25 protein-coding genes are annotated in these 25,388 nt (G+C 66.1%); 11 read left to right on the top strand and 14 right to left on the bottom strand.

Annotated elements, in window-relative coordinates:
• The 8 genes from DL899_RS17045 to DL899_RS17010 all read right to left on the bottom strand — a co-directional run.
• Positions 1-126 (bottom strand): GTP-binding protein (locus DL899_RS17045; RefSeq protein WP_239494700.1); only part of this gene is annotated, 126 nt, incomplete at its 3' end.
• An 82-nt stretch (positions 127-208) separates the two neighbouring features.
• Positions 209-2,332 (bottom strand): elongation factor G, encoded by a 2,124-nt coding sequence (fusA, locus tag DL899_RS17040; protein WP_111735558.1) that lies wholly within the window; start codon positions 2,330-2,332, stop codon positions 209-211.
• A gap of 21 nt (positions 2,333-2,353) precedes the next feature.
• Positions 2,354-2,824, bottom strand: a complete 471-nt coding sequence (gene rpsG, locus DL899_RS17035; RefSeq protein ID WP_111735557.1) for a 30S ribosomal protein S7 — start codon at positions 2,822-2,824, stop codon at positions 2,354-2,356.
• 98 nt (positions 2,825-2,922) lie between these two features.
• Complete coding sequence (rpsL, locus tag DL899_RS17030) at positions 2,923-3,294, bottom strand: 30S ribosomal protein S12 (RefSeq protein ID WP_111735556.1); 372 nt, start codon at positions 3,292-3,294, stop codon at positions 2,923-2,925.
• 323 nt (positions 3,295-3,617) lie between these two features.
• A complete protein-coding gene (locus DL899_RS17025; RefSeq protein ID WP_111735555.1) occupies positions 3,618-4,532 on the bottom strand; it encodes a DMT family transporter in 915 nt (304 codons plus the stop codon).
• A 93-nt stretch (positions 4,533-4,625) separates the two neighbouring features.
• Positions 4,626-5,402 carry an inositol monophosphatase family protein gene (locus tag DL899_RS17020; RefSeq protein WP_111735554.1) on the bottom strand — a complete coding sequence of 259 codons (777 nt, stop codon included), beginning with the start codon at positions 5,400-5,402 and terminating at the stop codon, positions 4,626-4,628.
• The gene (locus tag DL899_RS17015) at positions 5,389-6,735 is read right to left on the bottom strand and encodes a TldD/PmbA family protein (protein ID WP_111735553.1); all 1,347 of its coding nucleotides are present in this window, start codon (positions 6,733-6,735) and stop codon (positions 5,389-5,391) included. Before DL899_RS17015 ends, DL899_RS17020 begins: the two co-directional genes overlap by 14 nt.
• 110 nt (positions 6,736-6,845) lie before the next feature.
• Positions 6,846-8,381 carry a DUF2125 domain-containing protein gene (locus tag DL899_RS17010; RefSeq protein ID WP_111735552.1) on the bottom strand — a complete coding sequence of 512 codons (1,536 nt, stop codon included), beginning with the start codon at positions 8,379-8,381 and terminating at the stop codon, positions 6,846-6,848.
• A 123-nt stretch (positions 8,382-8,504) separates the two neighbouring features.
• On the opposite strand from DL899_RS17010, the gene DL899_RS17005 reads away from it, so the two are divergent.
• A complete protein-coding gene (locus DL899_RS17005) occupies positions 8,505-9,266 on the top strand; it encodes an SDR family oxidoreductase (RefSeq protein WP_111735551.1) in 762 nt (253 codons plus the stop codon).
• Entirely contained in the window at positions 9,263-9,874 is a 612-nt protein-coding gene (locus DL899_RS17000) for an enoyl-CoA hydratase/isomerase family protein (RefSeq protein ID WP_111735550.1), read from the top strand. The genes DL899_RS17005 and DL899_RS17000 overlap by 4 nt, the downstream gene beginning before the upstream one ends.
• A 111-nt stretch (positions 9,875-9,985) precedes the next feature.
• Here DL899_RS17000 and DL899_RS16995 read toward each other — a convergent pair whose 3' ends face one another.
• The 4 genes from DL899_RS16995 to DL899_RS16980 all read right to left on the bottom strand — a co-directional run bounded on the left by DL899_RS16995 (position 9,986) and on the right by DL899_RS16980 (position 13,364).
• A complete protein-coding gene (locus tag DL899_RS16995) occupies positions 9,986-11,014 on the bottom strand; it encodes a type I glyceraldehyde-3-phosphate dehydrogenase (RefSeq protein WP_111735549.1) in 1,029 nt (342 codons plus the stop codon).
• Between the two features lie 85 nt (positions 11,015-11,099).
• Entirely contained in the window at positions 11,100-12,440 is a 1,341-nt protein-coding gene (locus DL899_RS16990) for an MATE family efflux transporter (protein ID WP_111735548.1), read from the bottom strand.
• Complete coding sequence (locus DL899_RS16985; RefSeq protein ID WP_111735547.1) at positions 12,433-12,942, bottom strand: PaaI family thioesterase; 510 nt, start codon at positions 12,940-12,942, stop codon at positions 12,433-12,435. The genes DL899_RS16990 and DL899_RS16985 overlap by 8 nt, the downstream gene beginning before the upstream one ends.
• Positions 12,942-13,364 (bottom strand): PaaI family thioesterase, encoded by a 423-nt coding sequence (locus tag DL899_RS16980; protein ID WP_111735546.1) that lies wholly within the window; start codon positions 13,362-13,364, stop codon positions 12,942-12,944. The genes DL899_RS16985 and DL899_RS16980 overlap by 1 nt, the downstream gene beginning before the upstream one ends.
• Positions 13,365-13,484: 120 nt before the next feature.
• On the opposite strand from DL899_RS16980, the gene DL899_RS16975 reads away from it, so the two are divergent.
• The 7 genes from DL899_RS16975 to DL899_RS16945 all read left to right on the top strand — a co-directional run bounded on the left by DL899_RS16975 (position 13,485) and on the right by DL899_RS16945 (position 20,774).
• On the top strand, positions 13,485-13,859 hold the full coding sequence (locus tag DL899_RS16975) for a MerR family DNA-binding protein (protein ID WP_111735545.1): 375 nt from the start codon (positions 13,485-13,487) through the stop codon (positions 13,857-13,859).
• 255 nt (positions 13,860-14,114) lie between these two features.
• Positions 14,115-14,522 carry a MerR family transcriptional regulator gene (locus DL899_RS16970; RefSeq protein ID WP_111735560.1) on the top strand — a complete coding sequence of 136 codons (408 nt, stop codon included), beginning with the start codon at positions 14,115-14,117 and terminating at the stop codon, positions 14,520-14,522.
• Positions 14,523-14,535: 13 nt separating this feature from the next.
• Positions 14,536-16,314, top strand: a complete 1,779-nt coding sequence (locus DL899_RS16965; protein ID WP_111735544.1) for an acyl-CoA dehydrogenase C-terminal domain-containing protein — start codon at positions 14,536-14,538, stop codon at positions 16,312-16,314.
• 40 nt (positions 16,315-16,354) lie between these two features.
• Positions 16,355-16,567, top strand: coding sequence for a hypothetical protein (locus tag DL899_RS16960; protein ID WP_111735543.1), 213 nt, complete (start codon positions 16,355-16,357; stop codon positions 16,565-16,567).
• 126 nt (positions 16,568-16,693) lie between these two features.
• Positions 16,694-17,347 carry a glutathione S-transferase family protein gene (locus tag DL899_RS16955; RefSeq protein WP_111735542.1) on the top strand — a complete coding sequence of 218 codons (654 nt, stop codon included), beginning with the start codon at positions 16,694-16,696 and terminating at the stop codon, positions 17,345-17,347.
• Entirely contained in the window at positions 17,344-18,555 is a 1,212-nt protein-coding gene (locus DL899_RS16950) for an acetyl-CoA C-acetyltransferase (RefSeq protein WP_111735541.1), read from the top strand. Before DL899_RS16955 ends, DL899_RS16950 begins: the two co-directional genes overlap by 4 nt.
• 26 nt (positions 18,556-18,581) lie before the next feature.
• Positions 18,582-20,774 carry a 3-hydroxyacyl-CoA dehydrogenase NAD-binding domain-containing protein gene (locus DL899_RS16945; RefSeq protein WP_111735559.1) on the top strand — a complete coding sequence of 731 codons (2,193 nt, stop codon included), beginning with the start codon at positions 18,582-18,584 and terminating at the stop codon, positions 20,772-20,774.
• Between the two features lie 62 nt (positions 20,775-20,836).
• On the opposite strand, the gene DL899_RS16940 is transcribed toward DL899_RS16945, so the two are convergent.
• Positions 20,837-21,484 carry a sulfotransferase family protein gene (locus DL899_RS16940; protein WP_111735540.1) on the bottom strand — a complete coding sequence of 216 codons (648 nt, stop codon included), beginning with the start codon at positions 21,482-21,484 and terminating at the stop codon, positions 20,837-20,839.
• Positions 21,485-21,609: 125 nt separating this feature from the next.
• Here DL899_RS16940 and DL899_RS16935 point away from each other — a divergent pair, with 125 nt between their 5' ends.
• Positions 21,610-23,238, top strand: coding sequence for an AMP-binding protein (locus DL899_RS16935; protein ID WP_111735539.1), 1,629 nt, complete (start codon positions 21,610-21,612; stop codon positions 23,236-23,238).
• Positions 23,239-23,333: 95 nt separating this feature from the next.
• Positions 23,334-24,371: a M48 family metalloprotease gene (locus DL899_RS16930; protein ID WP_111735538.1), complete on the top strand. Its 1,038-nt coding sequence runs from the start codon at positions 23,334-23,336 to the stop codon at positions 24,369-24,371.
• A gap of 95 nt (positions 24,372-24,466) precedes the next feature.
• On the opposite strand, the gene DL899_RS16925 is transcribed toward DL899_RS16930, so the two are convergent.
• Positions 24,467-25,388 (bottom strand): SPOR domain-containing protein (locus tag DL899_RS16925; RefSeq protein WP_204355342.1); only part of this gene is annotated, 922 nt, incomplete at its 5' end.

Raw genomic sequence — 25,388 nt, 5'->3', positions numbered from 1 at the left:
ATACGCCTTGAACTCACCAAACTGCTTGGTGATCGCCGCCGTCAGCGTCGTCTTGCCGTGGTCAACATGCCCGATCGTGCCGATGTTCACGTGCGGTTTCGAGCGGTCAAACTTTTCCTTTGCCATGATGGCCTCCTTGTCTGTCGGATGCCGGGCTGAGGCCCGGCCTACGGGTGGTGGGTAGGCCGGGCCTCAGCCCGGCATCCCGTCAAGCGTATTTCGCCTGGATTTCTTCCGAGATGTTGTGCGGTACCGGATCGTAGTGGTCGAACTGCATCGTGAACTGGGCACGACCCGACGACATCGAACGCAACGTGTTGATGTAGCCGAACATGTTGGCCAGCGGCACGAATGCGCTGATGGCGATGGCATTGCCGCGGGGCTCCTGCCCCGAGACCTGGCCACGGCGGCTGGTCAGGTCGCCGATGATCGAACCGGTGTATTCTTCCGGCGTGACCACTTCGACCTTCATGATCGGTTCCAGCAGCTTGGCGCCGGCCTTTTTGAGACCTTCGCGCATGCACATCCGCCCGGCGATCTCGAACGCCATGACCGAGCTGTCGACGTCGTGGAACTTGCCGTCGATCAGCGCGACCTTGAAGTCGATGACCGGGAAGCCGGCCAGCGGGCCGCTGTCCATCACGCTCTCGATGCCCTTCTGGACGCCGGGGATGTATTCCTTCGGCACCGAACCGCCAACGACGCGGGACTCAAAGCTGTAACCTTCGCCCGGCTCGGTCGGCGAGATGATCATCTTCACCTCGGCGAACTGACCCGAACCACCGGTCTGCTTCTTGTGGGTATAGGTGTGCTCGATCTCGTGGCCGATGGTTTCCCGATAGGCCACCTGCGGCGCACCGATATTGGCCTCGACCTTGAATTCGCGCTTGAGGCGGTCAACCAGGATGTCGAGGTGCAGTTCGCCCATGCCCTTCATGATCGTCTGACCGGATTCGAGATCGGTCTCGACCCGGAACGAGGGATCCTCGGCCGCAAGCCGCGCCAGACCCTGGCCCATTTTTTCCTGGTCGGCCTTGGTCTTGGGCTCGACCGCGATCTCGATCACCGGATCGGGGAAGGTCATGGTTTCCAGAACCACCGGATCATTGACCGCGCAAAGCGTATCGCCCGTGGTGGTATCCTTGAGACCGGCCAGCGCGATGATGTCGCCGGCATAGGCCTCTTCGATCTCCTGGCGGTCAATCGCGTGCATGATCATCATCCGGCCAATGCGCTCTTTCTTGCCCTTGGTCGAATTGAGGATGCCGTCGCCCTTGTTGATCTTGCCCGAGTAGATCCGGGTAAAGGTCAGCGAGCCGACAAACGGGTCGTTCATGATCTTGAACGCCAGCGCCGAGAACGGTGCGTTGTCATCGGCTTCGCGCGGCTTGTCGCGGGTTTCGGTTTCGTCGTCGGGCGAAAAGCCCATCAGCGTCGGCACGTCCTTAGGGCCGGGCAGATAATCCACCACCGCGTTCAGCAGCGGCTGCACGCCCTTGTTCTTGAACGCCGAACCGGCCAGCATCGGGAAGAAGCGGAGCGACAGGGTGCCCTTGCGGATCAGGCTGCGCAGGGTCGCCTCGTCGGGTTCTTCGCCCTCGAGATAGGCCTCCATGGCGGTGTCGTCCATTTCGACCGCCAGCTCGATCAGGTTGTCGCGCCACTTGTTGGCAAGCTCAACAAGATCATCGCGGACCGGGCGGCGCTCCCAGGAGGCGCCCAGATCTTCGCCGGTCCAGACCCACTCTTCCATCTTGACCAGGTCGATGATGCCTTCGAGCTTGTCCTCGGCGCCGATCGGCAGGGCGATGGGCAGCGGGGTGCCGCCGGTACGGTCCTTGACCATTTCGACGCAGTTGAAGAAGTCAGCGCCGATCTTGTCCATCTTGTTGACGAAGACGAGGCGCGGCACCTTGTAGCGGTCAGCCTGGCGCCAGACGGTCTCGGTCTGCGGCTCGACCCCGGCATTGCCGTCGAGCAGGGCCACGGCCCCGTCGAGCACGGCCAGCGAACGTTCCACCTCGATGGTGAAGTCGACGTGGCCGGGGGTGTCGATGATGTTAAAGCGCGTCTTGGTCTCCGACGTCCCCTCGGGGGTCGGGTCTTCCTGCCGCTGCCAAAAGGTTGTGGTGGCGGCGGAAGTGATGGTGATCCCGCGCTCGGCTTCCTGCTCCATCCAGTCCATGGTGGAAGCGCCGTCGTGGGTTTCCCCGATCTTGTGGTTCTTGCCTGTGTAATACAGGATCCGTTCGGTCATGGTGGTCTTGCCCGCATCAATATGCGCCATGATGCCGAAGTTACGGTAGCGTTCGAGGGAATATTCGCGTGCCATTTTGTCGGGGCCTCTGAGGGGTTACCAGCGGTAGTGGCTGAAGGCCTTGTTGGCTTCGGCCATCTTGTGGGTGTCTTCGCGTTTCTTGACGGCAGAGCCGCGGCTGTTCACGGCATCGAGCAGTTCACCGGCAAGGCGCTCTTCCATCGTGTTCTCGTTGCGCGCGCGGCTGGCGTTGATCAGCCAGCGGATCGCCAGTGCCTCGCGGCGCTCGGGGCGAACCTCGACCGGCACCTGGTAGGTGGCGCCACCAACCCGGCGCGAGCGGACCTCGACCGACGGCTTGATGTTCTCGAGCGCCTCGTGAAATATCTCGACGGGCGCGCGCTTGACCTTGGTCTCGACCCGGTCGAGCGCATTGTAGACGATCGTTTCCGCGACCGACTTCTTGCCGTCGATCATCAGGTTGTTCATGAATTTCGTCAGCACCCGGTCGCCATACTTGGCGTCGGGCAGCACTTCGCGTTTTTCTGCGGCGTGACGGCGGGACATCTCTTTATCCTTCGCTCTGTTCTTTTATACGTCCCGGGCTCGGCCCGGGACCTCTTGATTTGACGAGGCCCCGGATCACGTCCGGGGCGGGCCGAAACTTACTTGGGTCGTTTCGCCCCGTATTTCGAACGCCGCTGCTTGCGGTCCTTGACACCCTGGGTATCGAGCACGCCGCGCAGGATGTGGTAACGCACACCCGGAAGGTCCTTGACGCGGCCCCCGCGGATCAGCACGACCGAGTGCTCCTGCAGGTTGTGGCTCTCGCCCGGAATATAGCTGATCACCTCGAACCCGTTGGTCAGGCGCACCTTGGCCACCTTCCGCATGGCCGAGTTCGGCTTTTTCGGCGTGGTGGTGTAAACGCGCGTGCAGACGCCCCGCTTTTGCGGGCATCCCTGCAGGTGCATGGACTTCTGGGCTCTGGTCTTGGGCTGACGCGGCTTGCGGATCAGCTGCTGGATCGTCGGCATCGGGTATTGTTCCCCATCTCTCAACACATGTGTCTGCCCGGGGCACCCCCCGCGCGGGTTACTTCAGTCAGGCGCGCTTCACGCGTCCGCAAAACGCAAAGACCGCATCCGCACCCTGCTACCTGCTGGTACGACGCGGTGGGCTCTCAGAGGATCGGGGCGCATAACCGGCCCGGATCGTGACCACTACAGTTCTGATATCGGCCCGCAGGAAAGTTCCCACGGCCGGGATGGGCGGCGTATAGGCCGAATCCTGAATCGATGTCAACAGCCACAACGGGGTAATGCACAAGCCGCGAACCGGCGCAGCGTCCCTTTTGCCGCTACATCCCCCGCGGCCTGACCCGCGGCGCCCGGGCGATCCGCGCCGCGCGCGCCAACCGGGATTCGCGCCAGAAGGTGAACAACCCGCTGCCGGCAATGATCGCCGCGCCGATCAGCGTCGGCAGATCGGGCCAGTCGCCGAAGACCGACCAGCCCAGCACCAGCGCCCACACCAGCCCGGTATAGCGAAACGGCGCGACAACGCTGATCTCGCCCACACGCATGACCATGATGGCGAACAGGTAGGCGCCGATGATCATCAGCCCCGCCCCCGCCGTCAGTCCGATCTCGCGGCCGGTCATCGCCACCCATTCGCCACCCAGCCCGGCCAGCCCGAACGCCGCCATGACCACTGCAGAAGTGACCAGCGTCACCAGTATCGACGGCGTCGCCGCCGACATCCGCCGGGTGACGAGGTCGCGCAGGGTGGCAAAGCCGACGGCCACAAGGGCATAGATCGAATAGCTGTTGAAATCCGCCGCCCCCGGCCGGACGATCAGCAACACGCCGGCAAAGCCCACCGCGATGGCCAGCAGACGTGGCCAGCCCACCGGCTCGCGCAGGAACAGCCACGCCGCCAGGGTGACAGTCAGCGGCATCGTCTGCAGGATCGCGGTGACGTTGGCCAGCGGCATGTGGAAAAGCGCGGTGAGAAAGAAATACGCCGCGCCGGTTTCGGCCACCGCGCGCCAGCCGATCAGCCCCCAGTCGCGCCGGGTCGGGCGCGCACGCAACGCCCCCATGCGCGCCGCGATCACCGCCACCAGCACCGTCGTCAGCACGCCGCGCAGGAACAGCAGCTGGAAAAGCGGCACCTCACCCGACATCGTCTTCATCATCGTGTCGTTGATGGTAAAGGCCGCCATCGATCCCATCATCAGCAACGCGCCGGTCGGATTTTCAGATCGGGCCATGAGAAAACGCCACCCAAAGGGGATGTCTTGCGGGGCCTGTCCCCGCAGATTTCGGATTATTGACGCCGTTACGAAAAGACAAGCCCTGCGCGGCTAGGGCGCCAGCGCCCCCGTCAGGCGGGCATGCAGCACCGGGTTGGCGGCGACCACGCCCTCGACTTGCGGCACGGGGTTGTTGAAACGCAGCAGGCCGCCGCGCCGGTCAGAGGTGGCGGCGCCCGCCTCGCGCAGGATCAGCTCGCCCGCCGCAACATCCCATTCCCACGACTTTCGCAGCGTCAGCACCGCGTCGAACCGCCCCTCGGCCACGAGGCTGAGCCGATAGGCCAGCGAAGGCCGGTAGACCCGTTCGACCTGCGGCACCGCCGCGCGCCAGTGTTGCGGCGCCAGCGCCGGCTTCGTCAGCACGACCGAGGCACCGGTCAGATCGTCCCGCGGGCTGACGCGCAGCGGGGTGTTGTTCAGCGTCGCCCCCTGCCCCGCCGCCGCGGCATAGAGCTTGCCCGGTTTGGGCAGGAACACCACCGCGGCGGTGATGCGCCCGTGCTCGGCCACGGCGATGGAATGGGCCCAGTGTTCCGACCCTTGCATGAAACTGCGGGTGCCGTCGATGGGATCGATGATAAAGACGCGGTCGGCGGACAGGCGGGCGGGATCGTCCTCGGTCTCTTCGGACAGCCAGCCGTAATCGGGCCGGGCGGCGCGCAGCGCCTGTTCAAGCGTCTCGTTCACCGCAATGTCGGCCTCGGTCACGGGGCCTTGCCCGCCGGGCTTCTCCCAGCTTTTCGCGCCGTCGCGGGCAAAGCGCAGCGCCACCTCGCCCGCCGCGTGGGCGGCCGCGACCAGCAGAGTCAGATCAGTCGCCGGCAAGGGTCAGCCCCTCGACCAGAAGCGACGGCACGACCCGGCTGAGCCAGGGCCTGGCGTCATTTGCCGGTTGGATCGTTCGCAGCATTTCCGGCAGGCCGCCGGCGATGGTGCATTCCTGGACCGGATAGGCGATCTCGCCCCCCTCGACCCAGAAACCCGACGCCCCGCGCGAATAGTCGCCGGTATTGGGGTTGATGGTCGACCCTATCATCGAGGTGATCAACAGCCCGGTGCCCATTTCGCGCAACAGGTCGTCGCGGCTCTGCGTGCCCTGGGTCAGCGCCACATTCCATGCCGCCGGGCTGGGCGGGGCCGACGGCCCGCGCCGGGCATTGGCGGTGGGCGTCATCCCCAGCTGGCGGGCAGAGGATAAATCGAGCAGCCAGCCGGTCAGCACACCGCCATCGACCAGCGCGCGGGTCCGTGTCGGCAACCCCTCGGCGTCAAACGGGCGCGAGGCGCCGACGCGCGGGCGGTGGGGGTCTTCGGTCAGGCTCAGCGCCTCGGGCAGAACCGCCTCGCCCAGCCGGCCACGCAGCCATGAGACGCCGCGCGCCACGGACGCGCCGTTGGCCGCCGCCAGCAAATGCCCGATCAGCGTCGCCGCAACGCGTTCATCGAAAACGACCGGAAAGGCCCCGGTCGGCGGCTTTTTCGCGCCCAGCATGGCCACAGCGCGTTCGCCCGCCCGTTGCCCGATCTCGCGCGCATCGCGCAGATCGGTGCGGAAAATACGCATATCGCCGTCGCTGTCGCGCTGCATGCCGGTGCCGCTGCCGGCGATGGCTGTGCATGACAGGGCGCTGTCGGTCCGTTCGATCACGCCGGAAAAGCCGTTGCTGGCAGCCATATGGATGCTGCGGCGCGACCAGGCGGCGGTTGCGGACTGTACCTGGCTGACCCCTTTCACCGCCTGCGCCGCCGCCTCGGCGGCCAGCGCCGCCTGCTGCAGATCGGCGGGGGCGGGTTCAGACGCGGGGTCGGCCAGCTCCAGCGTGGCCAGGTCACAGCCGATGCCGGTCTGTTCCGGCTCGGCCAAACCGGCATGGGGGTCTTCGGGCGCCTCGCGCGCCATCGCCACCGCCCGTTCGGCCAGCGCGGCAATGGTTTCGGGCCGCGTATCGGACGCCGAAACGCAGGCCTGCCGCCCGCCGATCAGCACCCGCAGGCCGATGTCGGTGCCCTCGGCGCGCTCGGCATCTTCCAGCGTGCCGGAACGCACGCCGATGGTCAGCGCCCGGCCCTCGACGGCCATGGCGTCAGCCGCCCCTGCCCCCGCTTTGAGCGCGGCAGAGATCAACGCCTCGGTGATATGCTCGAGTGGTTCGCTCATGGCCTGCCTTTCCTGCCTGAATATCCGGGCTAGACCGCAAGAGGGCAGAGCGCAAGACCGCGCGGACATCGCCCGCGCGGCCGAAAGGGCGCGACTGCCCCGCCCGCGATCTACTTGATGCGCTGGCCGTTGGCGAGGATCTGACCGTCAGGCTTGACCTCGATCCTGGACTCCAGCGTATCCTCGCCGTCGCCCGGTACGGCGAAAAGGCCCATCATCATACGCATGCCGCCGGCCTGGTCTTCGGGCACCAGCCCCATCGCCACCAGCTTGTCGAGCAGCGCGTTGCCGCCCACCAGCATCAGGTTCACCTCGCCATCGGGGGCGGGCATCCCTTCGAACGTCACAAGATCGTCGTTGTTGAAGGTAAAGCCGCCTTTGCCGGTCAGCTCGGCCCCCGCCACGCGCAGGGTCAGCCCCTTGATGTCGAGCGTTTCGATCTCGCCCGGAGGGGCCTCGCCGGCATCAACCGCCATCATCTGCTCGGGGTCCAGCAGGTTGGCCAACAGCCGCACGGTGCCGGACAGGTCAACGGCAACGGTCGCCGGATCGCGCGGCAACTGACCGGCAGGATCGAAAATGCCCCACAGCATGTCAGACACGGTGAAATCGCCCAGCGTCAATCCAAGATCAAAGGCCTGCGGCGTCTCATTCGCCATCAGCGGCATCTTCATATCGACAGCGGCTTCGGCCATCGCGACCTCGACCGGGAACGGCAGGTCGCTGCCGGCCGTCGACATCTCGACGTCCGTCGACTGCACCCCGTAGGACATGCCGTCCTGCCCCATCGCAATATGCAGCCCGACCGTGGCCGAGCGCGTACTGCCCTTCACCACTTCATCATCGTCCTTGAAGTCGAACTCCGACGCGCCGTTCTCGATCGCGAATTTCCCGTCAAACGCAAACCCGGTTTCCAGCATCCGCACCATCTGCCTGGCGTCCAGCTCTGGCGGCAGGCTGAACGTGCCGCGGAAGTCCATCGAGTCGGCGCTGCCTTTCACCACCATGCGCCCGTCTCCGCCATCGGGTTCGTTGAAATCGACCAGATAGCTCAGCGCGCCGGTGGTGATCTTCTGCGAAGATTGGCGCAGATCGCCCACCGTCATCTGGGCCGTGCCGGCGATATCGTCGATCTCCAGCCGAACGGTGCCGAATTCGGCCATGTCCACCTGGTTGCCCTCGACCATCAGGCTTTCCAGCGTCATCGTCAGGTTGGCGGCGGAATAGGTATAGCTCATGTCGCCGGGGTCGCCCGAGACGATCACCGCCAGCCCGCGCGTGGCGTAGTTCAGCCCGATGTCGGCCTCCTTGCCCTCGGGTCCGGTCACCGTGATCCCGATCGGCATGTCCTGGGGAAGCTCGATCGAGACGGTCCCGTCGCCCTTGTCGACAAAGGCCATGTCGCCCATCGAAACGGTGACGGTGCTGTCATCCTCGGGGACGGCCATCGACATCACCAGATCGCTGATAGTCAGGGTGTCGCCCGACCGCGTATCAAGCGCATCCACCTGATAACCGGCATCGGTCATGTAATCGCGCCACTCCGCCCAGACCTGTTCGGCGGTGACATCGGCCATGGCCGCGGGTGCGCCGAGGAAAACGCACAGCGCGGCCGCCGCTGGACCGCGGGTGTCAGAAATATACATGCCAGACCTTTCCTCTGCAGAATTCACCGACAGCTTCCCCGCTAGCGCCGGACGGGTCAAGGGATACTTGCCTTTTGCGCCGTGGGCGTGAGTATGGCCGCGGCAATACACGGAAGGAACGACATGACCATGACGCAATCGATGGCAGGCAAGACGGTATTGATTACCGGCGCCAGCCGCGGCATCGGCGCGGCGGCGGCGCGCGCATTCGCCGAGGCCGGCGCGCGGGTGGCGCTGAGCGCCCGCAACGGCGATGCAATCGCGGCGCTGGCGGGCGAGATCGGCAAGGACGCCATCGCCATCCCCTGCGACGTCAGCCGCTACTGGGAGGTGGCAGCAGCCGTCGAGGCGTGCAGATCGGCCTTTGGCGGGATCGACGTGCTGGTGGGCAATGCGGGCATGATTGACCCCATTTCCCCCATCGACGCAGCCGACCCCGATAGTTGGGGCAAGGCCATCGACGTCAATCTCAAGGGTGTCTTTCACGGCATGCGCGCGGCCTTGCCGGTGATGAAGGCGGCCGGCGGCGGCACCGTGCTGACCGTCAGTTCCGGCGCCGCGCACGCCCCGCTGGAAGGGTGGAGCGCCTATTGCGCCGCCAAGGCCGGCGCCGCAATGCTGACCCGCGCCGCCGATCTGGAGGGGCGCACGCACGGCATCCGGGCGATGGGGCTCAGCCCCGGCACGGTGGCCACCGACATGCAGCGCGTCATCAAGGCCAGCGGCGTCAATCCGGTCTCGCAGGTCGACTGGGAGGAACACATCCCCCCCGAATGGCCCGCGCGCACCCTGGTGTGGATGTGCACCCCCGACGCAGACGAATTCATCGGAACCGAGATCAGCCTGCGCGACCCGGCGATCCGCAAACAGGTGGGACTGGCATGATCCGACTGGAAAAAGACGGCGGGCTGTGGACCGTCACGCTGAATCGCCCCGACAAGGCCAACGCATTGACCGAGGCCATGCTGGCCGAACTGGCCGACATCGCGGAGGCCGCGACAGAGGCGCGCGTGCTGGTCCTGACCGGGACCGGCAAGGTGTTTTCCGCCGGCGCCGACCTGGAGGCCGCGCGCGCCGGGCTGGCCATCAGCCCGCTGTGGGAACGGCTGTCGGGCGCCATAGCGGGGCTGCCGGGGCTGACGATTGCCGCGCTCAACGGCACGTTGGCGGGCGGCGCGATGGGCATGGTGCTGGCGTGCGACCTGCGCATCGCGGTACCGGGGGCCAAGGCGTTCTATCCGGTGATGAAGCTGGGCTTTCTGCCGCAGCCGTCGGACCCGGCGCGATTGGTGCGCCTTGTCGGCCCGTCAAGGGCCAGGATGATCCTGATGGCAGGGCGCAAGATCGACACCGAAACGGCGCTGGCCTGGGGGCTGTTCGACCTGGTGGCCGAGCCTGACACCCTGCTGGACACGGCGCGCGAGCTGGCCGCCGACACGCTGGGCGCGGACCCGGCGCACGCCGCGAACATCAAGCGGTTGTGCCAGAGCTGAGGAACCAAGGGAACAAGCCGGGCGCGGGTGGCGCGGAACGCGCCGCCCTGGGGGGCGGTCGGCGCGTGGCCGGGGCAGATCATGCCCCGACCCGCCATTGCCGGCCGTTCCTCAGCCCTGCCCGCGCCCCGCGATCAGCCGCGCCATGTCCAGCATCCGGCAGGAAAAGCCCCACTCGTTGTCATACCAGCCGAAGACCCGCACCAGCCCCCCGCGCGAGACCGACGTTTCCGGCCCGACCATCACCACCGATTCGGGACGCCCGCGCAGATCGGCGCTGACCAGCGGCTTTTCGGTCCAGCCGAATACGCCCCCTCCCTCGGCCGCCGCCCTGAGCACCGCATTCACCGCGTCGACGCTGGCCGGCTTGCGGGTCTCGACCGTCAGGTCGATGGCCGACACGCTGGCGGTGGGCACCCGGATGGCGCGCGCCTCGATCCGGCCTTTCAGGTGCGGCAGGACCAGCCCGGTCTGTGCCTGGGCGCTGGTGGTGGTGGGCACCATCGACAGCGCCGCTGCTCGGCTGCGTTCGGGCGCGCCGCGGGGCTTGTCGACCGTGGGCTGGCTGCCGGTATAGCAATGCACCGTCGTCATCTGCCCGCTTTCCAGTCCAAAGGCGTCGTCGATCAGCCGCACCAGCGGGGCCAGCGCGTTGGTGGTGCATGAGGCGTTCGATACGATCCGCTCGTCCGCCAGCCGGTCCTCGTTGGCGCCCATGACCAGGGTGATATCGGCCTCGGCCGAGGGGCCCGAGACCAGCACCGCCCCCGCGCCCGCAGCCAGACCGCGTTCAGCCACGGCACGGGCGCCGCCCATGCCGGTGCATTCCAGCACAAGATCCACCCCCGACAGGTCAAGCGTGCTGATATCCGGCGCGGCGTGAAAGGGGATTGCGCGGTCCCCGACCTTCAGCACGCCGTCGCCGGCGGACACCTCTTCGGGCCAGGGGCCATAGACGCTGTCATACTGAAACAGGTAGGCGCAGGTTTCGATCGGTTCGATCTCGTTGATCGCTACCAGTTCAAAACCCCGGGCGGCACCCGACATCACCCCGTTCGCCTGCCGCAGCAGAATGCGCACAAGCGTCCGGCCTATGCGGCCGAAACCGTTGATCGCTATGCGGATGGGACGATCGGACATTCCCTGGCTCTCCTGGCACCATGATTCTGCCGCGCCGACTTTTACGCCCGCTCGGAGGATTGACCACCCCCGGCGCGAAATCCGGTCAGTTCGGCGCGCCATCCTCGTGGCGCACCGCACGTTCCAGCGCCGGATAGCGCAGGCCCAGCGTCACCGCACGGGCGACAAAGCTCAGCATCAGGGCCAGCCACAGCCCGTGATTGCCCAGGCTCGGCGACAGCACCAGCACCGCCACGGCATAGACCGCCAGGCTGAGCGCCATCATGTTGCGCATGTCCCGCGTCCGCGTGGCGCCGACAAAGACGCCATCCAGCATGAAGGGCGCAAGCCCCAGCAACGGCGCCAGCGCGACATAGACCAGATAGCCCTGCGCCGCCGCCCGCACCTCGGGCGCGTTGGTCATCAGCGCGACGATGTCCGGGCCGAAGACCGCGAATGCCAGCGCCAGCACGGCGGTGATCGCCAGCCCCCAGCCACCGGCCAACAGTGCCCCGCGCCGCATGGCAACGACATCGCGCCGGCCCACCGCATTGCCCACCAGCGCCTCGGCGGCAAAGGCGAATCCGTCCAGCCCGTAGGCCGAGATGTGCAGGAACTGCAGCAGCACCTGGTTGGCGGCCAGCGTCACGTCACCAAGACCGCTGCCGACGAACATGAACGACACAAAGATCGCCTGCAGCATCAACGACCGCAGCAGGATGTTGCGGTTGACCTCGGCCATGCGGCGCAGCTTTTCGGTGTCGAAGACCCGCGCCCAGTCGCGCCAGGCCGGCACCGCGAACGCGCCCCGGCACAGCCACAGCCCCAGTGCCAGTCCCGTCCATTCGGCGGCAAAACTGGCCCAGGCGACGCCCTCTACCCCCCAGTCGAGCCCCAGCACGAACCACAGGTCGAGCCCCACATTCAGCCCGTTCATCGCCACTTGCACCACCAGCACCCCAGCGGTGCGTTCCTGCGCGATCAGCCAGCCGGTCACGCCGTAAAGCGCGATCATTGCCGGCGCGCTCCAGATTCTGATGGCCATATAGTCGCTCGCCAGCGTCTTGACGCCGGCGCTGGCCGGCGCGATGGCGAAGGCGGCAGAGAATATCGGCCCCTGCAGCACGATCATGGCCGCGCCCGCGACCAGGCCGATCATCAGCGCACGGGTCAGCAGCGCCGCGACCTCTCCGGTCTGGCCGGCGCCGCAGGCCTGGCTGGTCAGCCCGGTGGTGCCCATCCGCAGAAAGCCGAAAATCCAGTAGACCGATGTCAGGATCATCGCGCCCATGCCGACCGCGCCGATCGGCGCGGCCGCGCCCATCTGGCCCACCACGCCGGTATCCACGACGCCCAGCAGCGGCACGGTAATGTTCGCGATCACAACCGGTACGGCGATGCGCAGCACCTTGGAATGGGTCAGCGCCCGCTCCGGCGGTTCAGCCATCCCCGCGCGGCATCACGAAATGCCCCGTCGCCTGGGCAAAGGGACGGGCGCGATTGTCCTGCCAGGCCTCGACATGCACGCTGGCATAGCGCCGCCCCGAACGGTTGATCCGGGCGCGGGCATAGGCATCTCGCGGCAGACCCGAACGCAGGTAGTCGACGGTAAAGGACACCGTGCGCGGCAGACGCGGCAAATCGCCACGCACCAGCGCGTCGGGGTCCAGCGCGCCACACTCGATATCGTCCCAGAGCAATGACCAGCTGAGTCCGATGATCGCCGACACTTCGAGGAAGGCCGCCGTTGCGCCGCCATGCAGCGCCGAAAGGGCGGCATTGCCGATCAGGCTGTCGGAGAACCGCATGATCGCGGTCAGCTCGTCGCCGCGACGGTCGAATTCGACGCCGAGAAAGCGGCTATACGGCACGCCCTCGACAAGCGCCTTCAATGCTGCATCGCGGCGTTGCTTGATCACCTGCACGGGTTCGGGCTGCATCTGGGTCATCAGGCGTCTCCGGCGACAAAGGTGCCGGTCGCGGTAGCGACGGGGCGGTCATCGTCCTCGTCCATTGCACGACCACGCACGAAGGCCACGCTGCGGGTGACTTGAAAGCATTCGGCGACAGCGCGGATGCGCTGCCCCGGCGTGGCCGGGCGCATGTAGTCGATCCGCAGGTCGATGGTGGCGGTCGATCCGCCGCTGTCCGGGTGGCTCAGCGCCGCCGCGCCGCAGCAGGTGTCCATCAGCGCCGAAACCGCGCCGCCGTGGATCACCCCGGTTTCCGGGTCGCCGACAAAACGTTCGTCATAGTCCATGGCGATCTCGGCATGCCCGTCCTCGATCCTGGTCACCTGCATTCCCAGCGCCTTAGCATGAGGGACTGCATCGAAGAACTGTCGGGCGATTGTGCTGCTGTCTTCGTCCATGCCGTTCCTCTTGCCTGCCGGATACCTGCTATTATGTGCCGCATCCATCGATGGGCCGCAAGGGCGGCTGTTGACCCTGTCAGGCAAGCGGTTAACTTGATGTCAGAGAGTACCGCAGAGATGCCTGATACCCGTCTCACCTTCAAGGAAATGTGCGCGCGTTTCGATGTAACGCCGCGCACCCTGCGCTATTACGAGTATATCGAGCTGCTCAGCCCCGAACGCGACGGGAGGGCGCGAATCTACGGCCCGCGCGAGGTGGCGCGCATGACGCTGATCATGCGCGGCCGGCGATGGGGGTTCGCGCTGGAGGAAATCCGCCAGTGGCTGCAGATCTACGAGGAAGAAGACACCGAGGCGCAAATGAAAAGCTGGGTCGAGCTGGCCGACCGCAAGCTTGAAGAGCTGGAGCGCGAACGCGACGAGCTGGAACACGCGATGGCGGAACTCAAGGACACCCGCGACCAGGCCGCCGCATCGCTGAGCCCGGACTGAGGGCACGCTGACATACCCCCGCCGGATGCACGGGCGGCAGCGCCGCGCCATTGGGTATTTTCAACGAGAAAGAAGCCAGACGGGCCGTTCGCAAGGCTCGGCGCGCTTGACGCGCGATGAAATCACGTCAAATCATGAAAGTGACGCAACGTACTACATACGTAAAGCACCAGGGCTGTTGTATCGCCGAAGAGAGATACACAGATCAGACACAGGGGAGGGCGTGATTTGACTGATCCCAAGACCGACGACACCATGACCATACGCGAGATGTGCGACACCTTCGGCGTCACCCCCCGCACCTTGCGGTTCTACGAATCCAAGGAACTGCTGTTTCCCCGCCGGGAAGGTCAGAAACGTCTGTTCACCCGCCGCGACCGCGCCCGGCTCAAGCTGATCCTGCGCGGCAAGCGGTTCGGTTTCAGCCTTGAGGATATCCGCCAGCTTCTGGATCTTTATGCCAAGGGCGACGAACAGCTGACACAGCTGACCCGCACATACGACCTGGCGCGCACGCGGCTGCAGGGCCTCGAACGCCAGCGCGACGATCTGAACGCCGCCATCGCCGATCTGCGCAAACAGTTGTCATGGGGCGAACGCATGATCGCGTCGATCCGGAATTCCAAAACAGCCACCGGGCAGACCGGCCCGGACACCGAATGAGGAGATACCACCAATGGCCAGCTACACCCCGCCCGTGAAAGACCTGCAATTCGTGCTGCACGAATTGCTGAATATCTCGTCCTCGGACATCCCCGGTTTTGGCGACCTGGAGCCCGAATTCACCGCCGCCGTGATCGACGAGGCCGGCAAGCTGGCGCGCGACGTGGTGGCGCCGCTGAACCCGGTGGGCGACACGCAGGGCTGCGTGCTGGAAAACGGCGTGGTGCGCACGCCCGAGGGGTTCAAGGCGGCGTTCGACGAGGTGCGCGGCGGCGGCTGGACGGCGCTTGACCTGCCCGAGGAATACGGCGGGCAGGCCATGCCGGTGCTGCTGAACACCGCGGTGGGCGAGATGTTCTCGGCCGCGAACCAAGCCTTCACCATGTACCAGGGCCTGACCCACGGCGCCGCCACGGCCATCCTTGCCCACGGCACCGATGCGCAAAAGGCCACTTATGTGCCGAAAATGGCGTCCTGCGACTGGACCGGCACCATGAACCTGACCGAGCCCCATTGCGGCACCGACCTGGGGCTGATGCGCACCAGGGCCGAACCCTCGGACGACGGCAGCTATCGGCTGACGGGGCAGAAGATCTTTATCTCCGCCGGCGAACACGACCTGACCGAGAACATCGTGCACCTGGTCCTGGCCAGGATCCCGGGCGGGCCCGAGGGCATCAAGGGCGTGTCGCTGTTCATCGTCCCCAAGTTCCTGGTCAACGACGACGGCAGCCTGGGCGAGCGCAACGCCGTGAGTTGCAGCAAGATCGAGGAAAAGATGGGCATCCACGGCAATGCCACCTGCGTGATGAATTACGACGGCGCCACCGGCTGGCTGTTGGGCGAAAAGCACAAGGGCATGCGGGCGATGTTCACGATGATGAACGAGGCTCGGCTGGGCGTCGGGATGCAGGGACTGGCACAGGCCGAGGCGGCCTATCAGAACGCGCTGGTCTATGCGCGCGAACGCCTGCAGGGCCGCGCCGTGACGGGGACGGAAAACCCCGACGGGCCGGCGGACCCGCTGATCGTGCACCCGGATGTGCGCCGGATGCTGCTGGACCAGAAGAGCTTTGTCGAGGGTGCGCGCGCCTTTCTGCTGTGGGGGGCGGCGATGATCGACCGCTCGCTGCGGATGGGCGACGAGGACGCCGAGGGAATGATCAGCCTGCTGACCCCGGTCATCAAGGGGTTCCTGACCGATGAGGGGTTCGACATGACCGTCCTTGCCCAGCAGGTCTATGGCGGGCATGGCTATATCGAGGAATCGGGCGTATCGCAGTATGTTCGCGACGCCCGGATCGCCATGATCTACGAGGGCGCGAACGGCGTACAGGCGCTTGACCTGGTGGGCCGCAAGCTGGCCGCGGACGGCGGCAAGCACATCATGGCGTTCTTTGACATGGTCAAGGATTTCCTGAAGGAAAACGAGGATGACGAGGCGCTGAAGGCCGATTTCCTCGACCCGCTCAAGAAGGCGTCAAAAGACCTGCAGGCCGCCGGCATGTTCTTCATGCAGAACGGCACGAAAAACCCCAACGCCGCGCTGGCGGGCAGCCATGATTTCCTGCATCTGTTCGGCCATGTCTGCCTGGGGCTGATGTGGGCCCGGATGGCCAAGGCCGCCCGTGCGGCGTTGGACGGGGGCGCGGCCGACACCGGGTTCTATGAGGCCAAGCTGGCGACCGGGCGCTATTACATGGCCCGCCGCCTGCCGGCCACCGCGATGCACCTGGCCCGCATCGAAAGCGGCGCCGCCCCGGTGATGGATCTCGATGAGGCGCTGTTCTGACCAGAGACAGCCCGGCACCGCCCTATTGAAAGGAAGAGACATGCCCAAACGCTTTCGCCTGACGCGTCGCTTCAACGCGGCGATGACCGAGGACGGCTATCGCCGGCTGCGCCGCTTCGCGTCCGAGGCCGGGCTGGACGAGGGCGAGGCACTGTCGTTCCTGTTCGAGAATTTCGATAGCGTCACCGACAACGAATCGCTGACACACCGCCTGCGGCTGTTCAATTCCGACCTCGAGGCGCGCAAGCGCTAGGGAACGGGGTTGGGCGGCAACCGCTATGGCGGTCCGACACATTCAATCAGCGGCGCCACATGACCGGCGCCGCGACCAGGACAGAAAACCGGCGCCCACAAGGGCGCCACACCCGGGAGGATGGATATGACGATGAAACTTTACTGCTTTGGCGAATCCGGCAATGCCTACAAGGCGGCGCTGGCACTGCAGCTTTCGGGCCTCGAATGGGAGCCCATCTATGTCGATTTCTTCAACGGCGAGACGCGGCAGGAACGCTATCTCAACGAAATCAACGAGATGGGCGAGGTGCCGGTGCTGGTCGATGGCGACAGGCGTCTCAGCCAGTCGGGCGCGATCCAGGCCTATGTGACCGAGAAATCAGGCCATTTCGGCGGCGCCCCGAATGAACGCTACGACGTGCTGCGCTGGGTGCTGTGGGACAATCACAAGCTGTCCAGCCAAGCCGGGATGGCCCGGTTCCTGATGAATTTCCTGCCCCCCGAAAAGCGGCCCGAGCCGGTGATCGCCTTTCTGCAGGGACGCCTGAAATCCGCCTACAGGGTGCTGGACGGGCACCTGACCGGGCGCGACTGGATCGTGGGCGATGGCCCGACCAACGCCGACCTGAGCTGCTGTGGCTACCTGTTCTACCCCGAGCCCTTTGGATTTGACCGCGCCGACTGGACCAATATCGACCGCTGGCTGGCCAATATCGAGGGGCTGGACGGTTGGAAACACCCCTATGAGCTGATGCCGGGTTCACCGGCGGACCGCGAACCGGGAAAGGAGACGAAATGACCGACGCCTATATCTATGACGCCGTGCGCACGCCGCGCGGCAAGGGCCGCAAGGACGGCGCCCTGCACGAAGTGACCAGCCTGCGGCTGTCCGTCGAGGTGCTCAACGCGCTCAAGTCCCGCAACGGGATAGAGGGCCACGCGGTCGAGGACGTGATCTGGGGCAACGTCACCCAGGTCGGCGAACAGGGCGGATGCCTTGCGCGCACTGCGGTGCTGGCCTCGGACCTTGACGAGACGATACCGGGCCTTGCCATCAACCGTTTCTGCGCCTCCGGGCTGGAGGCGGTGAACCTTGCCGCCAACCAGGTGCGCGCGGGCGCGGGCGAGGGTTATATCGCCGGCGGGGTCGAGATGATGGGCCGGGTGCCTATGGGCTCGGACGGGGCGGCGATCGCCGTCGACCCTTCGGTTGCCATGAAGACCTATTTCGTCCCGCAGGGCATTTCCGCCGATATCATCGCCACCGAATACGGCATTTCGCGCGACGACGCCGATGCGCTGGCGGTGCAGTCGCAACAGCGCGCGGCACAGGCATGGGCCGAGAACCGCTTTGCCAGGTCGATCATTCCGGTGCGCGACGTGAACGGCCTGACCATCCTCGACCGTGACGAATACATGCGCCCCGAGACCGATATGCAAAGTCTCGGCGCGCTGAAACCCAGCTTCAAGGAGATGGGCGAGGTGATGCCGGGCTTTGACGCGGTGGCCAAGCTGAAATACCCGCACCTGGAACACATCGAACACATCCACCACGCCGGCAACTCCAGCGGCATCGTCGACGGCGCCGCCGGGGTGTTGGTGGGCAGCAAGGCGTTCGGCGAGCGTTGGGGCCTCAAGCCCCGCGCCCGCATCCGCCAGACCACCAAGATCGGGACCGACCCCACGATCATGCTGACCGGCCCGGTGCCGGCAACCAGAAAAGCGCTGGCCGATGCCGGGATGGAGATTTCCGACATCGACCTGTTCGAGGTGAACGAGGCGTTCTCGGCCGTGGTGCTGCGGTTCTGCCAGGCCTTCGACGTCGATCAGGCGCGGGTCAACGTCAATGGCGGCGCCATCGCCATGGGCCACCCGCTGGGCGCCACCGGCGCGATGATCCTGGGCACGCTGCTGGACGAGCTGGAGCGCACCGACAAGGCCACCGGTCTTGCCACGCTTTGCGTCGCATCGGGCATGGGTGCCGCGACCATCATCGAGCGCGTTTAACGCCGGCCAGACAGGAGATGAAAGACATGACCGATTTCACGATGGAAAAAGGCGCCGACGGCGTCGCGGTAATCACCTGGGACACGCCGGGCAAGTCGATGAACGTGATGACGATGGAGGCCTGGCCGCAGTTCGAGGCGTTGATCGACGACGCGCTGGCCGACGACGCGGTCAAGGGCATCGTCATCACCTCGGGCAAGGAAGGGTCGTTCGCCGGCGGGATGGACCTGAAGGCCATCGCCCGGATGAAGGAAAGCGCCGGCGACGACCCCGCGCGCGGCCTCTTCGAGGGGCTGATGCGCACCCACGCCATCCTGCGCAAGATCGAGCGCGCCGGCATGGACGACAAGAACCGTGGCGGCAAACCCATCGCCGCCGCCCTGCCGGGCACGGCGCTGGGCATCGGGCTGGAAATCCCGCTGGCCTGTCATCGCATCTTCGCCGCCGACAACCCGCGGGCCAAGATCGGCCTGCCCGAAATCATGGTCGGCATCTTTCCGGGCATGGGCGGCACCACGCGGCTGGTGCGCAAGATGGGCGCGATGGCAGCCGCGCCGCTGCTGCTGGAAGGCAAGCTGAACGATCCGAAAAAGGCCAAATCCGCCGGCGTGGTGGACGAGGTCGTGCCGGCGGACGAACTGCTGGACAAGGCCCGAGAATGGGTGCTGTCCGAGCCGCAGATCGTCAAACCGTGGGATGAAAAGAGGTACAAGATGCCCGGCGGTGCGCCCTATCACCCGGCCGGTTTCATGACATTCGTCGGCGCCAGCGCGATGGTCAACGTCCGTACGCAGGGCGCGTTCCCGGCGGCCAAGGCGCTGTTGTCTGCGGTCTATGAGGGCGCGATGGTGCCCTTTGACACCGCGCTCAAGATCGAGGCGCGCTGGTTCACCAACGTGCTGATGAACCCCTCATCCAGCGCGATGATCAGATCGCTCTTCATCAACAAGGAGGCGCTGGAAAAAGGCGCCAACCGGCCTGACGAGCCTGACCAGAAGGTGCGCAAGATGGGCGTTCTGGGCGCGGGCATGATGGGGGCGGGCATCACGCTGGTATCGGCGCAGGCCGGCATCGAGGTGGTGCTGATCGACCAGAACCAGGACGCCGCCGACCGGGGCAAGGCCTATACCGCCGGCTACATGGACAAGGGCATCAAGCGCGGAAAGGCGACCGAAGAGAAAAAGGCGCAGGTACTGGGGCGCATCACCGCCACCACCGATTACGCCGCGCTCAACGGCTGCGACCTGATCGTCGAGGCGGTGTTCGAAGACCCCAAAGTCAAGGCCGAGGTCACCAAGGCGGCGCTGGCGCAGGTGGGCGACGACTGCATCTTTGCCACCAACACCTCGACCCTGCCGATCACCGAACTGGCCAAGGCCAGCGACAAGCCCGACCAGTTCATCGGCATCCACTTCTTTTCGCCGGTCGAAAAGATGCTGCTGGTCGAGATCATCAAGGGCAGGGAAACCGGCCCGCGCGCGGTGGCCAAGGCGCTGGATTTCGTCCGCCAGATCCGAAAGACGCCGATCGTGGTGAACGACGCGCGCTTCTTCTACGCCAACCGCTGCATCATCCCTTACATCAACGAGGGTCTGCGCATGGTGGCCGAGGGCGTGGCGCCGGCGCTGATCGACAACGCCGCGCGGCAGCTTGGCTTTCCGGTGGGGCCGCTGCAACTGGTCGATGAAACCTCGATCGAGCTGGGCGCAAGGATTGCCCGCGCCACCAAGGCGGCGATGGGCGCGGACTATCCCGACGAGGCGGTGGACGAGGTCATCTTCTGGATGGAGGGTCAGGGCCGGCTGGGCCGCAAGGCCGGGGCGGGCTTTTACGACTATGACGAAAAGGGCAAACGGCAGGGCTATTGGCCCGGGCTTGCCGACCACTTCCCTCGCGCGGCCGAGCAACCGCCGCTCGCGCAGGTGCAGGACCGGCTGATGTTCGCCCAGGTGCTGGAGGCCGTGCGCGCGCTTGAGGATGGCGTGCTGGAAGACATCCGCGAGGGCGATGTCGGCGCCATCCTGGGCTGGGGGTTCGCGCCGTGGTCGGGCGGGCCGTTTTCCTGGCTCGACATTATCGGCCCGGACGAGGCCGCCCGCCGCTGCGACGCGCTGGCGTCGGCGTTCGGGCCGCGCTTTACCGCGCCTGAACTGCTGCGCGACATGGCGCAGTCGGGCGAGACCTTCTATGCCCGGTTCACGGAACAGGCCGCGGCCTGAGGGCACATCAACCAACGCCTGCCCGGCCACATCGCCGGGCAGGCGCCTTTGCTGGCGTCGGTTCAGCCGAAACGATATCCGAAACGGGCGATGTCGGCGGCACAGATGTCAGCGACAATGGTGGCGGTTTCGTCCGAGTAGTACCGGCGATAATCCCGCGCCCGGTCAGAGGCATTGACCCGCGGCAGCACCAGCCGAAAGCCCAGATGCGCCCATAGGGGCGCGGCGTCCTCCTCGACATGTTCCAGCCGGATGAAGGCCTGGCAATGCTCGCGCCCGTCGGCGGCGGTCACGTAGCGGCCATAGGGGTTGGCGGCGATGGTTTCGCGGGTATGCGCGGCGCGCAGGAAGCCGCCAAAGTCGCACTCCCCTGCCAGGCGCACCGCGGGATGGTCGAAATCCTGCGCCCGCAGCCAGTGGTAATAGCTGACCATCCTATCCCAGGGGTTGCGCACCAGCGTGGCGACAAAGGCGCCTATGATGAAATCCGCCGTCACCAGCCCGTCGATATCGGCAAGGGTCGAATGCTTCCACAACCGCCCCGCAGCCGCCACGCCACGCAGACGATGCTTGCGCCTGCGCGCCTTGGGCGTGTCGCCGATCAGGATGTCGTCGGCCATCGCGCGCCCCTCATACGCCAGCGCCAGCGAGGTGCCGCCGGTCTTGGGGATATGCACGAAAACAAGGTTGCGGCCGGGCGAAACTATCATGCCCGCAAGGCTATGCCATGCCCTGCCCGCTTGGAAAGGGCCAAGGCGGGATCAAACCCTTTGCGTTGGCCTGCGGGATGCGCAATAAATTTGCCGTTCCGGCATGACGGCGAGGGAGGCACCGAATGGGTTGGATGAGCGACGAAACCGGGCTTGAAAAGAACGCGGCCAATTTCGTGCCGCTGACACCGTTGTCACATCTGCGCCGCGCGGTGCGGCTGTTCCCGGATGACGAGGCGCTCGTCTATGGCGGCTTTCGCAAGACCTATGCCGAATACCACGCGCGCTGTTCGCGCCTGGCCTCGGGGCTGGTGCAACTGGGGGTGAAACCGGGTGACGTTGTGGCCACGATCCTGCCCAACATTCCCGCCCATGCCGAGGCGCATTTCGGCGTGCCCGCCTGCGGCGCCGTGCTGAACGCGATCAATATCCGGCTTGAGGCCGAAACCATCGCTTATATCTTCGACCATGGCGGCGCCAGGGCGGCGCTGGTCGACAGTGCCTTTCTGCCCGTGGTGCAAGAGGCCATTTCCCGCATGGAAGGCCCCGCCCCCAGCATCATCGAAGTCCCCGACCCCGAGGCAGGGATAGAGGCCAGCGGCGAATACACGCTTTACGAAGACCTGCTTGATGCGGGCGATCCGGATTTCGACTGGATCATGCCGCAGGACGAATGGGAGAGCCTTGCGCTCAACTATACCTCGGGCACCACCGGTCGGCCCAAGGGCGTGGTCTATCATCACCGTGGCGCCTATCTGATGACGATGGGAACGACGGTCAGCTGGCCGCTGCCGCGCGGCGTGCGCTACCTGACCATCGTACCGTTGTTTCACTGCAACAACTGGAACCACGTCTGGACCATTCCCATGCTGGGCGGCACGACCGTCTGCTGCCGCGATATTTCCGCGAAGAACATCTATGACGCCATCGCAGACGACGGCGTGACCCATTTCGGCGCGGCCCCAATCGTGCTGAACATGATTGTCAACGCCAGGGACAGCGAACGCCGCACCTTCGATTCCGTGGTCGAGGTCTTTACCGCCGGCGCGCCGCCGCCTGCCGCGACACTGGCCGCGATAGAGCCGCTGGGTTTCAACGTCACCCAAGTCTATGGGCTGACAGAAACCTATGGCCACGTCACCGATTGCCTGTGGCAGCCCCGCTGGGACAATCTGCCAGACGAGGAACGCTATGCCATCAAGGCGCGCACCGGGGTCCTGATGCCGATGATGGAGGACATCACCGCGTTGGAACCCGAAAGCATGACCCAGATACCGATGGATGGCACCACCCAGGGCGAGATCATGATCCGCGGAAACTCGGTCATGAAGGGATATCTGAAGAACCCGCAAGCGACCGAAGAGGCGTTCCGCGGCGGCTATTTCCATTCCGGCGACATCGCGATCCAGCATCCCGACGGCTATCTCAGGATCGCCGACCGGGCCAAGGACATCATCATTTCGGGCGGCGAGAACATCAGCTCGATCGAGATCGAGGGCGTATTGATGAAACACCCCGCCGTGCTGTTGTGCGCGGTGGTGGCCAAACCGGACGAGAAATGGGGCGAGGTGCCTTGCGCCTTTGTCGAGCTGAAAGAGGGCGCAGAGACCAGCGAAGAGGACATCATCGCCTTTGCGCGCCAGCACCTTGCGGGCTTCAAGTGTCCCAAGCGGGTGCTGTTTCAGGAGTTGCCAAAGACCTCGACCGGCAAGATTCAGAAATTCGAGCTGCGCCGCGTCGCCAAACAGGCCTGACACCATATCCCCCTGACCGGTATGGCCGATTGCCGGGGCCGGTAGGTCCGTGCTAGTCTTGAGATCAAAGAGGCAGAGCAGGCCCCGGTCCCATCATGACCGCCTTGGAGCAATATCAACGACTGGAAGCGTCCGGTCTCTGGCGGGCCTCGCCAGAGGCCCAGCGGCGCGAGGTCATCGTGTCTATCGGCGATGCCACGCTGGTGATCAGCGACACGCGCGAACATCCCCTGACCCACTGGTCGCTGGCGGCCATCGCCCGTGCTGCCACGTCGGCCGAGGCCGACCCCGGAACAGCGGTCTATCATCCCGACGGCGACCCGGGCGAGACGCTGGAACTGGCCCCCCGCGAAGACGAGATAATCGCCGCCATCGAAACACTGCGCTCGGCGGTCGAACGCAATCGTCCGCGCCCCGGGCGGCTGCGGCTGACGATCACGCTGGCGGTGCTGGCGGCCATGCTGCTTGTGGCGACATTATGGTTACCTCAGGCGCTGCGCGGACAGGCGGTCACCGTGGTGCCCGAGGTCCGGCGGGCCGAAATCGGCGCCGCGCTGTTTCGCCAGATCCAGCGTGTCACCGGCCCCCCCTGCCAGACACCCGAGGGCCGCGCCGCGCTGGACCGGCTGGCGCGCCGCATTCCCGGGCCGGACGGGCCAGGGCACCTGACCGTCATGCGCGATGGCGTGCGCGGCACCGTCACCCTGCCCGGCGGCACCATCCTGGTCGACCACACGCTGGTCGAGGATTACGACGACCCGGACGTCGTGGCGGGTTTTCTGGTGGCTGAACGACTGCGCGGCGAAATGCACGACCCGCTGGCCGACCTGCTGCGGCAAAGCCCGCTTTGGGCCAGCTTCCGGTTGCTGACGACCGGCGCGCTGGATGACGCCACGTTGACGCGGTACGGTGAAAAGCTCCTGACCCGGCCGGCGTTGGAGGTGGACAACGAAACCCTGCTGGCGCGGTTTGCAACCGCCGCGGTGCGCGCCACGCCCTATGCCTATGCCCTCGACATCTCGGGCGAGGCCACGCTGCCGCTGATCGAGGCAGACCCGATGGCCGGGAAAGACGCCGCGCCGGTCATGCCCGACGCCGACTGGCTGCGCCTGCAGGGGATTTGCGGCAGCTAGGCGCACGAACCCCTTGATTGAACAAGCAAAGGCCCCGGCCTATGTCGGACCGGGGCCACTGCAGACCGCACAAGCGGTGATGGGATGTGCTGCCCCTAGCGGCGCAGCACCGCCCGGTCAAAGCCCATGCCGCGAACCCGTTGCAGGCCGCTTTCCAGCCCTTTCTGGGTTTCGAACGGCCCCGCCAGCACCAGCGTATAGCTCTTGCCGTTGCGGGTGACCCCGCCCATCCGCGCCGGCAGGCCGGAGTTGGCAATCTGCTGGGCGGTGCGTTGGGCATGATCCGGATCGGTAAAGGCGCCAAGCTGCACATAGCGATGGCTGGCCGGTGTCGCGGCTGCTGCCGGCTCGGGCTGGGCCTGAACCTGCGTTGCGGGCGCCGCGCCTCTGGTCGAAACGACCACACCGGCGGCCGGCGTCGGGGCGGGCGGTGCAGCATGGTAGAGCCGCGAGTTGCCGCGCGCCACCACGGGCCCCGGATCGGCCGGAATCAACTGCCGCGGAACGGTACGAGTCCAGGTGCTGTCCATCTGCGCCTTGCCCGTCAGCGTCTGATGCGCGCGGCGGGGGTTCAGGCGGTCATCCTCCCAGACGGGAACATAGCCGGGCGGCACATAGATGCCGGCGGTGCTGGCCTTCTGGTCGGCATAGACGTGTTTGGGCGCCACCCGCACCGGTGTCGCGGGATAGGCCGCCGACAGATACGGCGCCGCCGGGCGCAGGCGCGAGGGATCATAGATCGTGGCCCCGGGGCCGGCGGTGGCGATTTCGGTCACATGCGGCACCGTCTGCGGCCCGCAGCGAACGCCGCGGCCGGTTCCGACATATTGCTGCGACAGCGGGCTTGCCCCGGTGCAGGCGACCTCGGCCACCCGGCGCGGCGCGGCCTTTGCCGCGGGTACGGACAAGGTGACGGTGCGCACACGCGGCGGCGCATCGGGCCGGGCCGGCGCCGGTGGCGCGGGCGTCGGCGGGGTCGCCATGGCCGCAGCCGTGCGCGCCCGTACAGGCACCGGC

Origin of the sequence: Roseovarius amoyensis (assembly GCF_003260265.1) — a bacterium.
Lineage (GTDB): Bacteria > Pseudomonadota > Alphaproteobacteria > Rhodobacterales > Rhodobacteraceae > Roseovarius > Roseovarius amoyensis.
This window is presented reverse-complemented; position numbering and strand designations above follow the sequence as displayed.

Excerpts from the sequence above, each read along its gene's own strand:
- DL899_RS16995 (WP_111735549.1), bottom strand. The coding sequence starts at position 11,014 with ATGTCCGATCGTCCCATCCGCATAGCGATCAACGGTTTCGGCCGCATA.
- DL899_RS17025 (WP_111735555.1), bottom strand. The coding sequence starts at position 4,532 with ATGGCCCGATCTGAAAATCCGACCGGCGCGTTGCTGATGATGGGATCG.
- DL899_RS16975 (WP_111735545.1), top strand. The coding sequence starts at position 13,485 with ATGCCTGATACCCGTCTCACCTTCAAGGAAATGTGCGCGCGTTTCGAT.
- DL899_RS16935 (WP_111735539.1), top strand. The coding sequence starts at position 21,610 with ATGGGTTGGATGAGCGACGAAACCGGGCTTGAAAAGAACGCGGCCAAT.
- DL899_RS16985 (WP_111735547.1), bottom strand. The coding sequence starts at position 12,942 with ATGACCCAGATGCAGCCCGAACCCGTGCAGGTGATCAAGCAACGCCGC.
- DL899_RS17010 (WP_111735552.1), bottom strand. The coding sequence starts at position 8,381 with ATGTATATTTCTGACACCCGCGGTCCAGCGGCGGCCGCGCTGTGCGTT.
- DL899_RS16945 (WP_111735559.1), top strand. The coding sequence starts at position 18,582 with ATGACCGATTTCACGATGGAAAAAGGCGCCGACGGCGTCGCGGTAATC.
- DL899_RS17005 (WP_111735551.1), top strand. The coding sequence starts at position 8,505 with ATGACCATGACGCAATCGATGGCAGGCAAGACGGTATTGATTACCGGC.
- DL899_RS16930 (WP_111735538.1), top strand. The coding sequence starts at position 23,334 with ATGACCGCCTTGGAGCAATATCAACGACTGGAAGCGTCCGGTCTCTGG.
- DL899_RS16940 (WP_111735540.1), bottom strand. The coding sequence starts at position 21,484 with ATGATAGTTTCGCCCGGCCGCAACCTTGTTTTCGTGCATATCCCCAAG.
- DL899_RS16955 (WP_111735542.1), top strand. The coding sequence starts at position 16,694 with ATGACGATGAAACTTTACTGCTTTGGCGAATCCGGCAATGCCTACAAG.
- fusA (WP_111735558.1), bottom strand. The coding sequence starts at position 2,332 with ATGGCACGCGAATATTCCCTCGAACGCTACCGTAACTTCGGCATCATG.
- rpsG (WP_111735557.1), bottom strand. The coding sequence starts at position 2,824 with ATGTCCCGCCGTCACGCCGCAGAAAAACGCGAAGTGCTGCCCGACGCC.
- DL899_RS16950 (WP_111735541.1), top strand. The coding sequence starts at position 17,344 with ATGACCGACGCCTATATCTATGACGCCGTGCGCACGCCGCGCGGCAAG.
- DL899_RS16980 (WP_111735546.1), bottom strand. The coding sequence starts at position 13,364 with ATGGACGAAGACAGCAGCACAATCGCCCGACAGTTCTTCGATGCAGTC.
- DL899_RS17015 (WP_111735553.1), bottom strand. The coding sequence starts at position 6,735 with ATGAGCGAACCACTCGAGCATATCACCGAGGCGTTGATCTCTGCCGCG.
- rpsL (WP_111735556.1), bottom strand. The coding sequence starts at position 3,294 with ATGCCGACGATCCAGCAGCTGATCCGCAAGCCGCGTCAGCCCAAGACC.
- DL899_RS17000 (WP_111735550.1), top strand. The coding sequence starts at position 9,263 with ATGATCCGACTGGAAAAAGACGGCGGGCTGTGGACCGTCACGCTGAAT.
- DL899_RS16965 (WP_111735544.1), top strand. The coding sequence starts at position 14,536 with ATGGCCAGCTACACCCCGCCCGTGAAAGACCTGCAATTCGTGCTGCAC.
- DL899_RS16970 (WP_111735560.1), top strand. The coding sequence starts at position 14,115 with ATGACCATACGCGAGATGTGCGACACCTTCGGCGTCACCCCCCGCACC.
- DL899_RS16960 (WP_111735543.1), top strand. The coding sequence starts at position 16,355 with ATGCCCAAACGCTTTCGCCTGACGCGTCGCTTCAACGCGGCGATGACC.
- DL899_RS16990 (WP_111735548.1), bottom strand. The coding sequence starts at position 12,440 with ATGGCTGAACCGCCGGAGCGGGCGCTGACCCATTCCAAGGTGCTGCGC.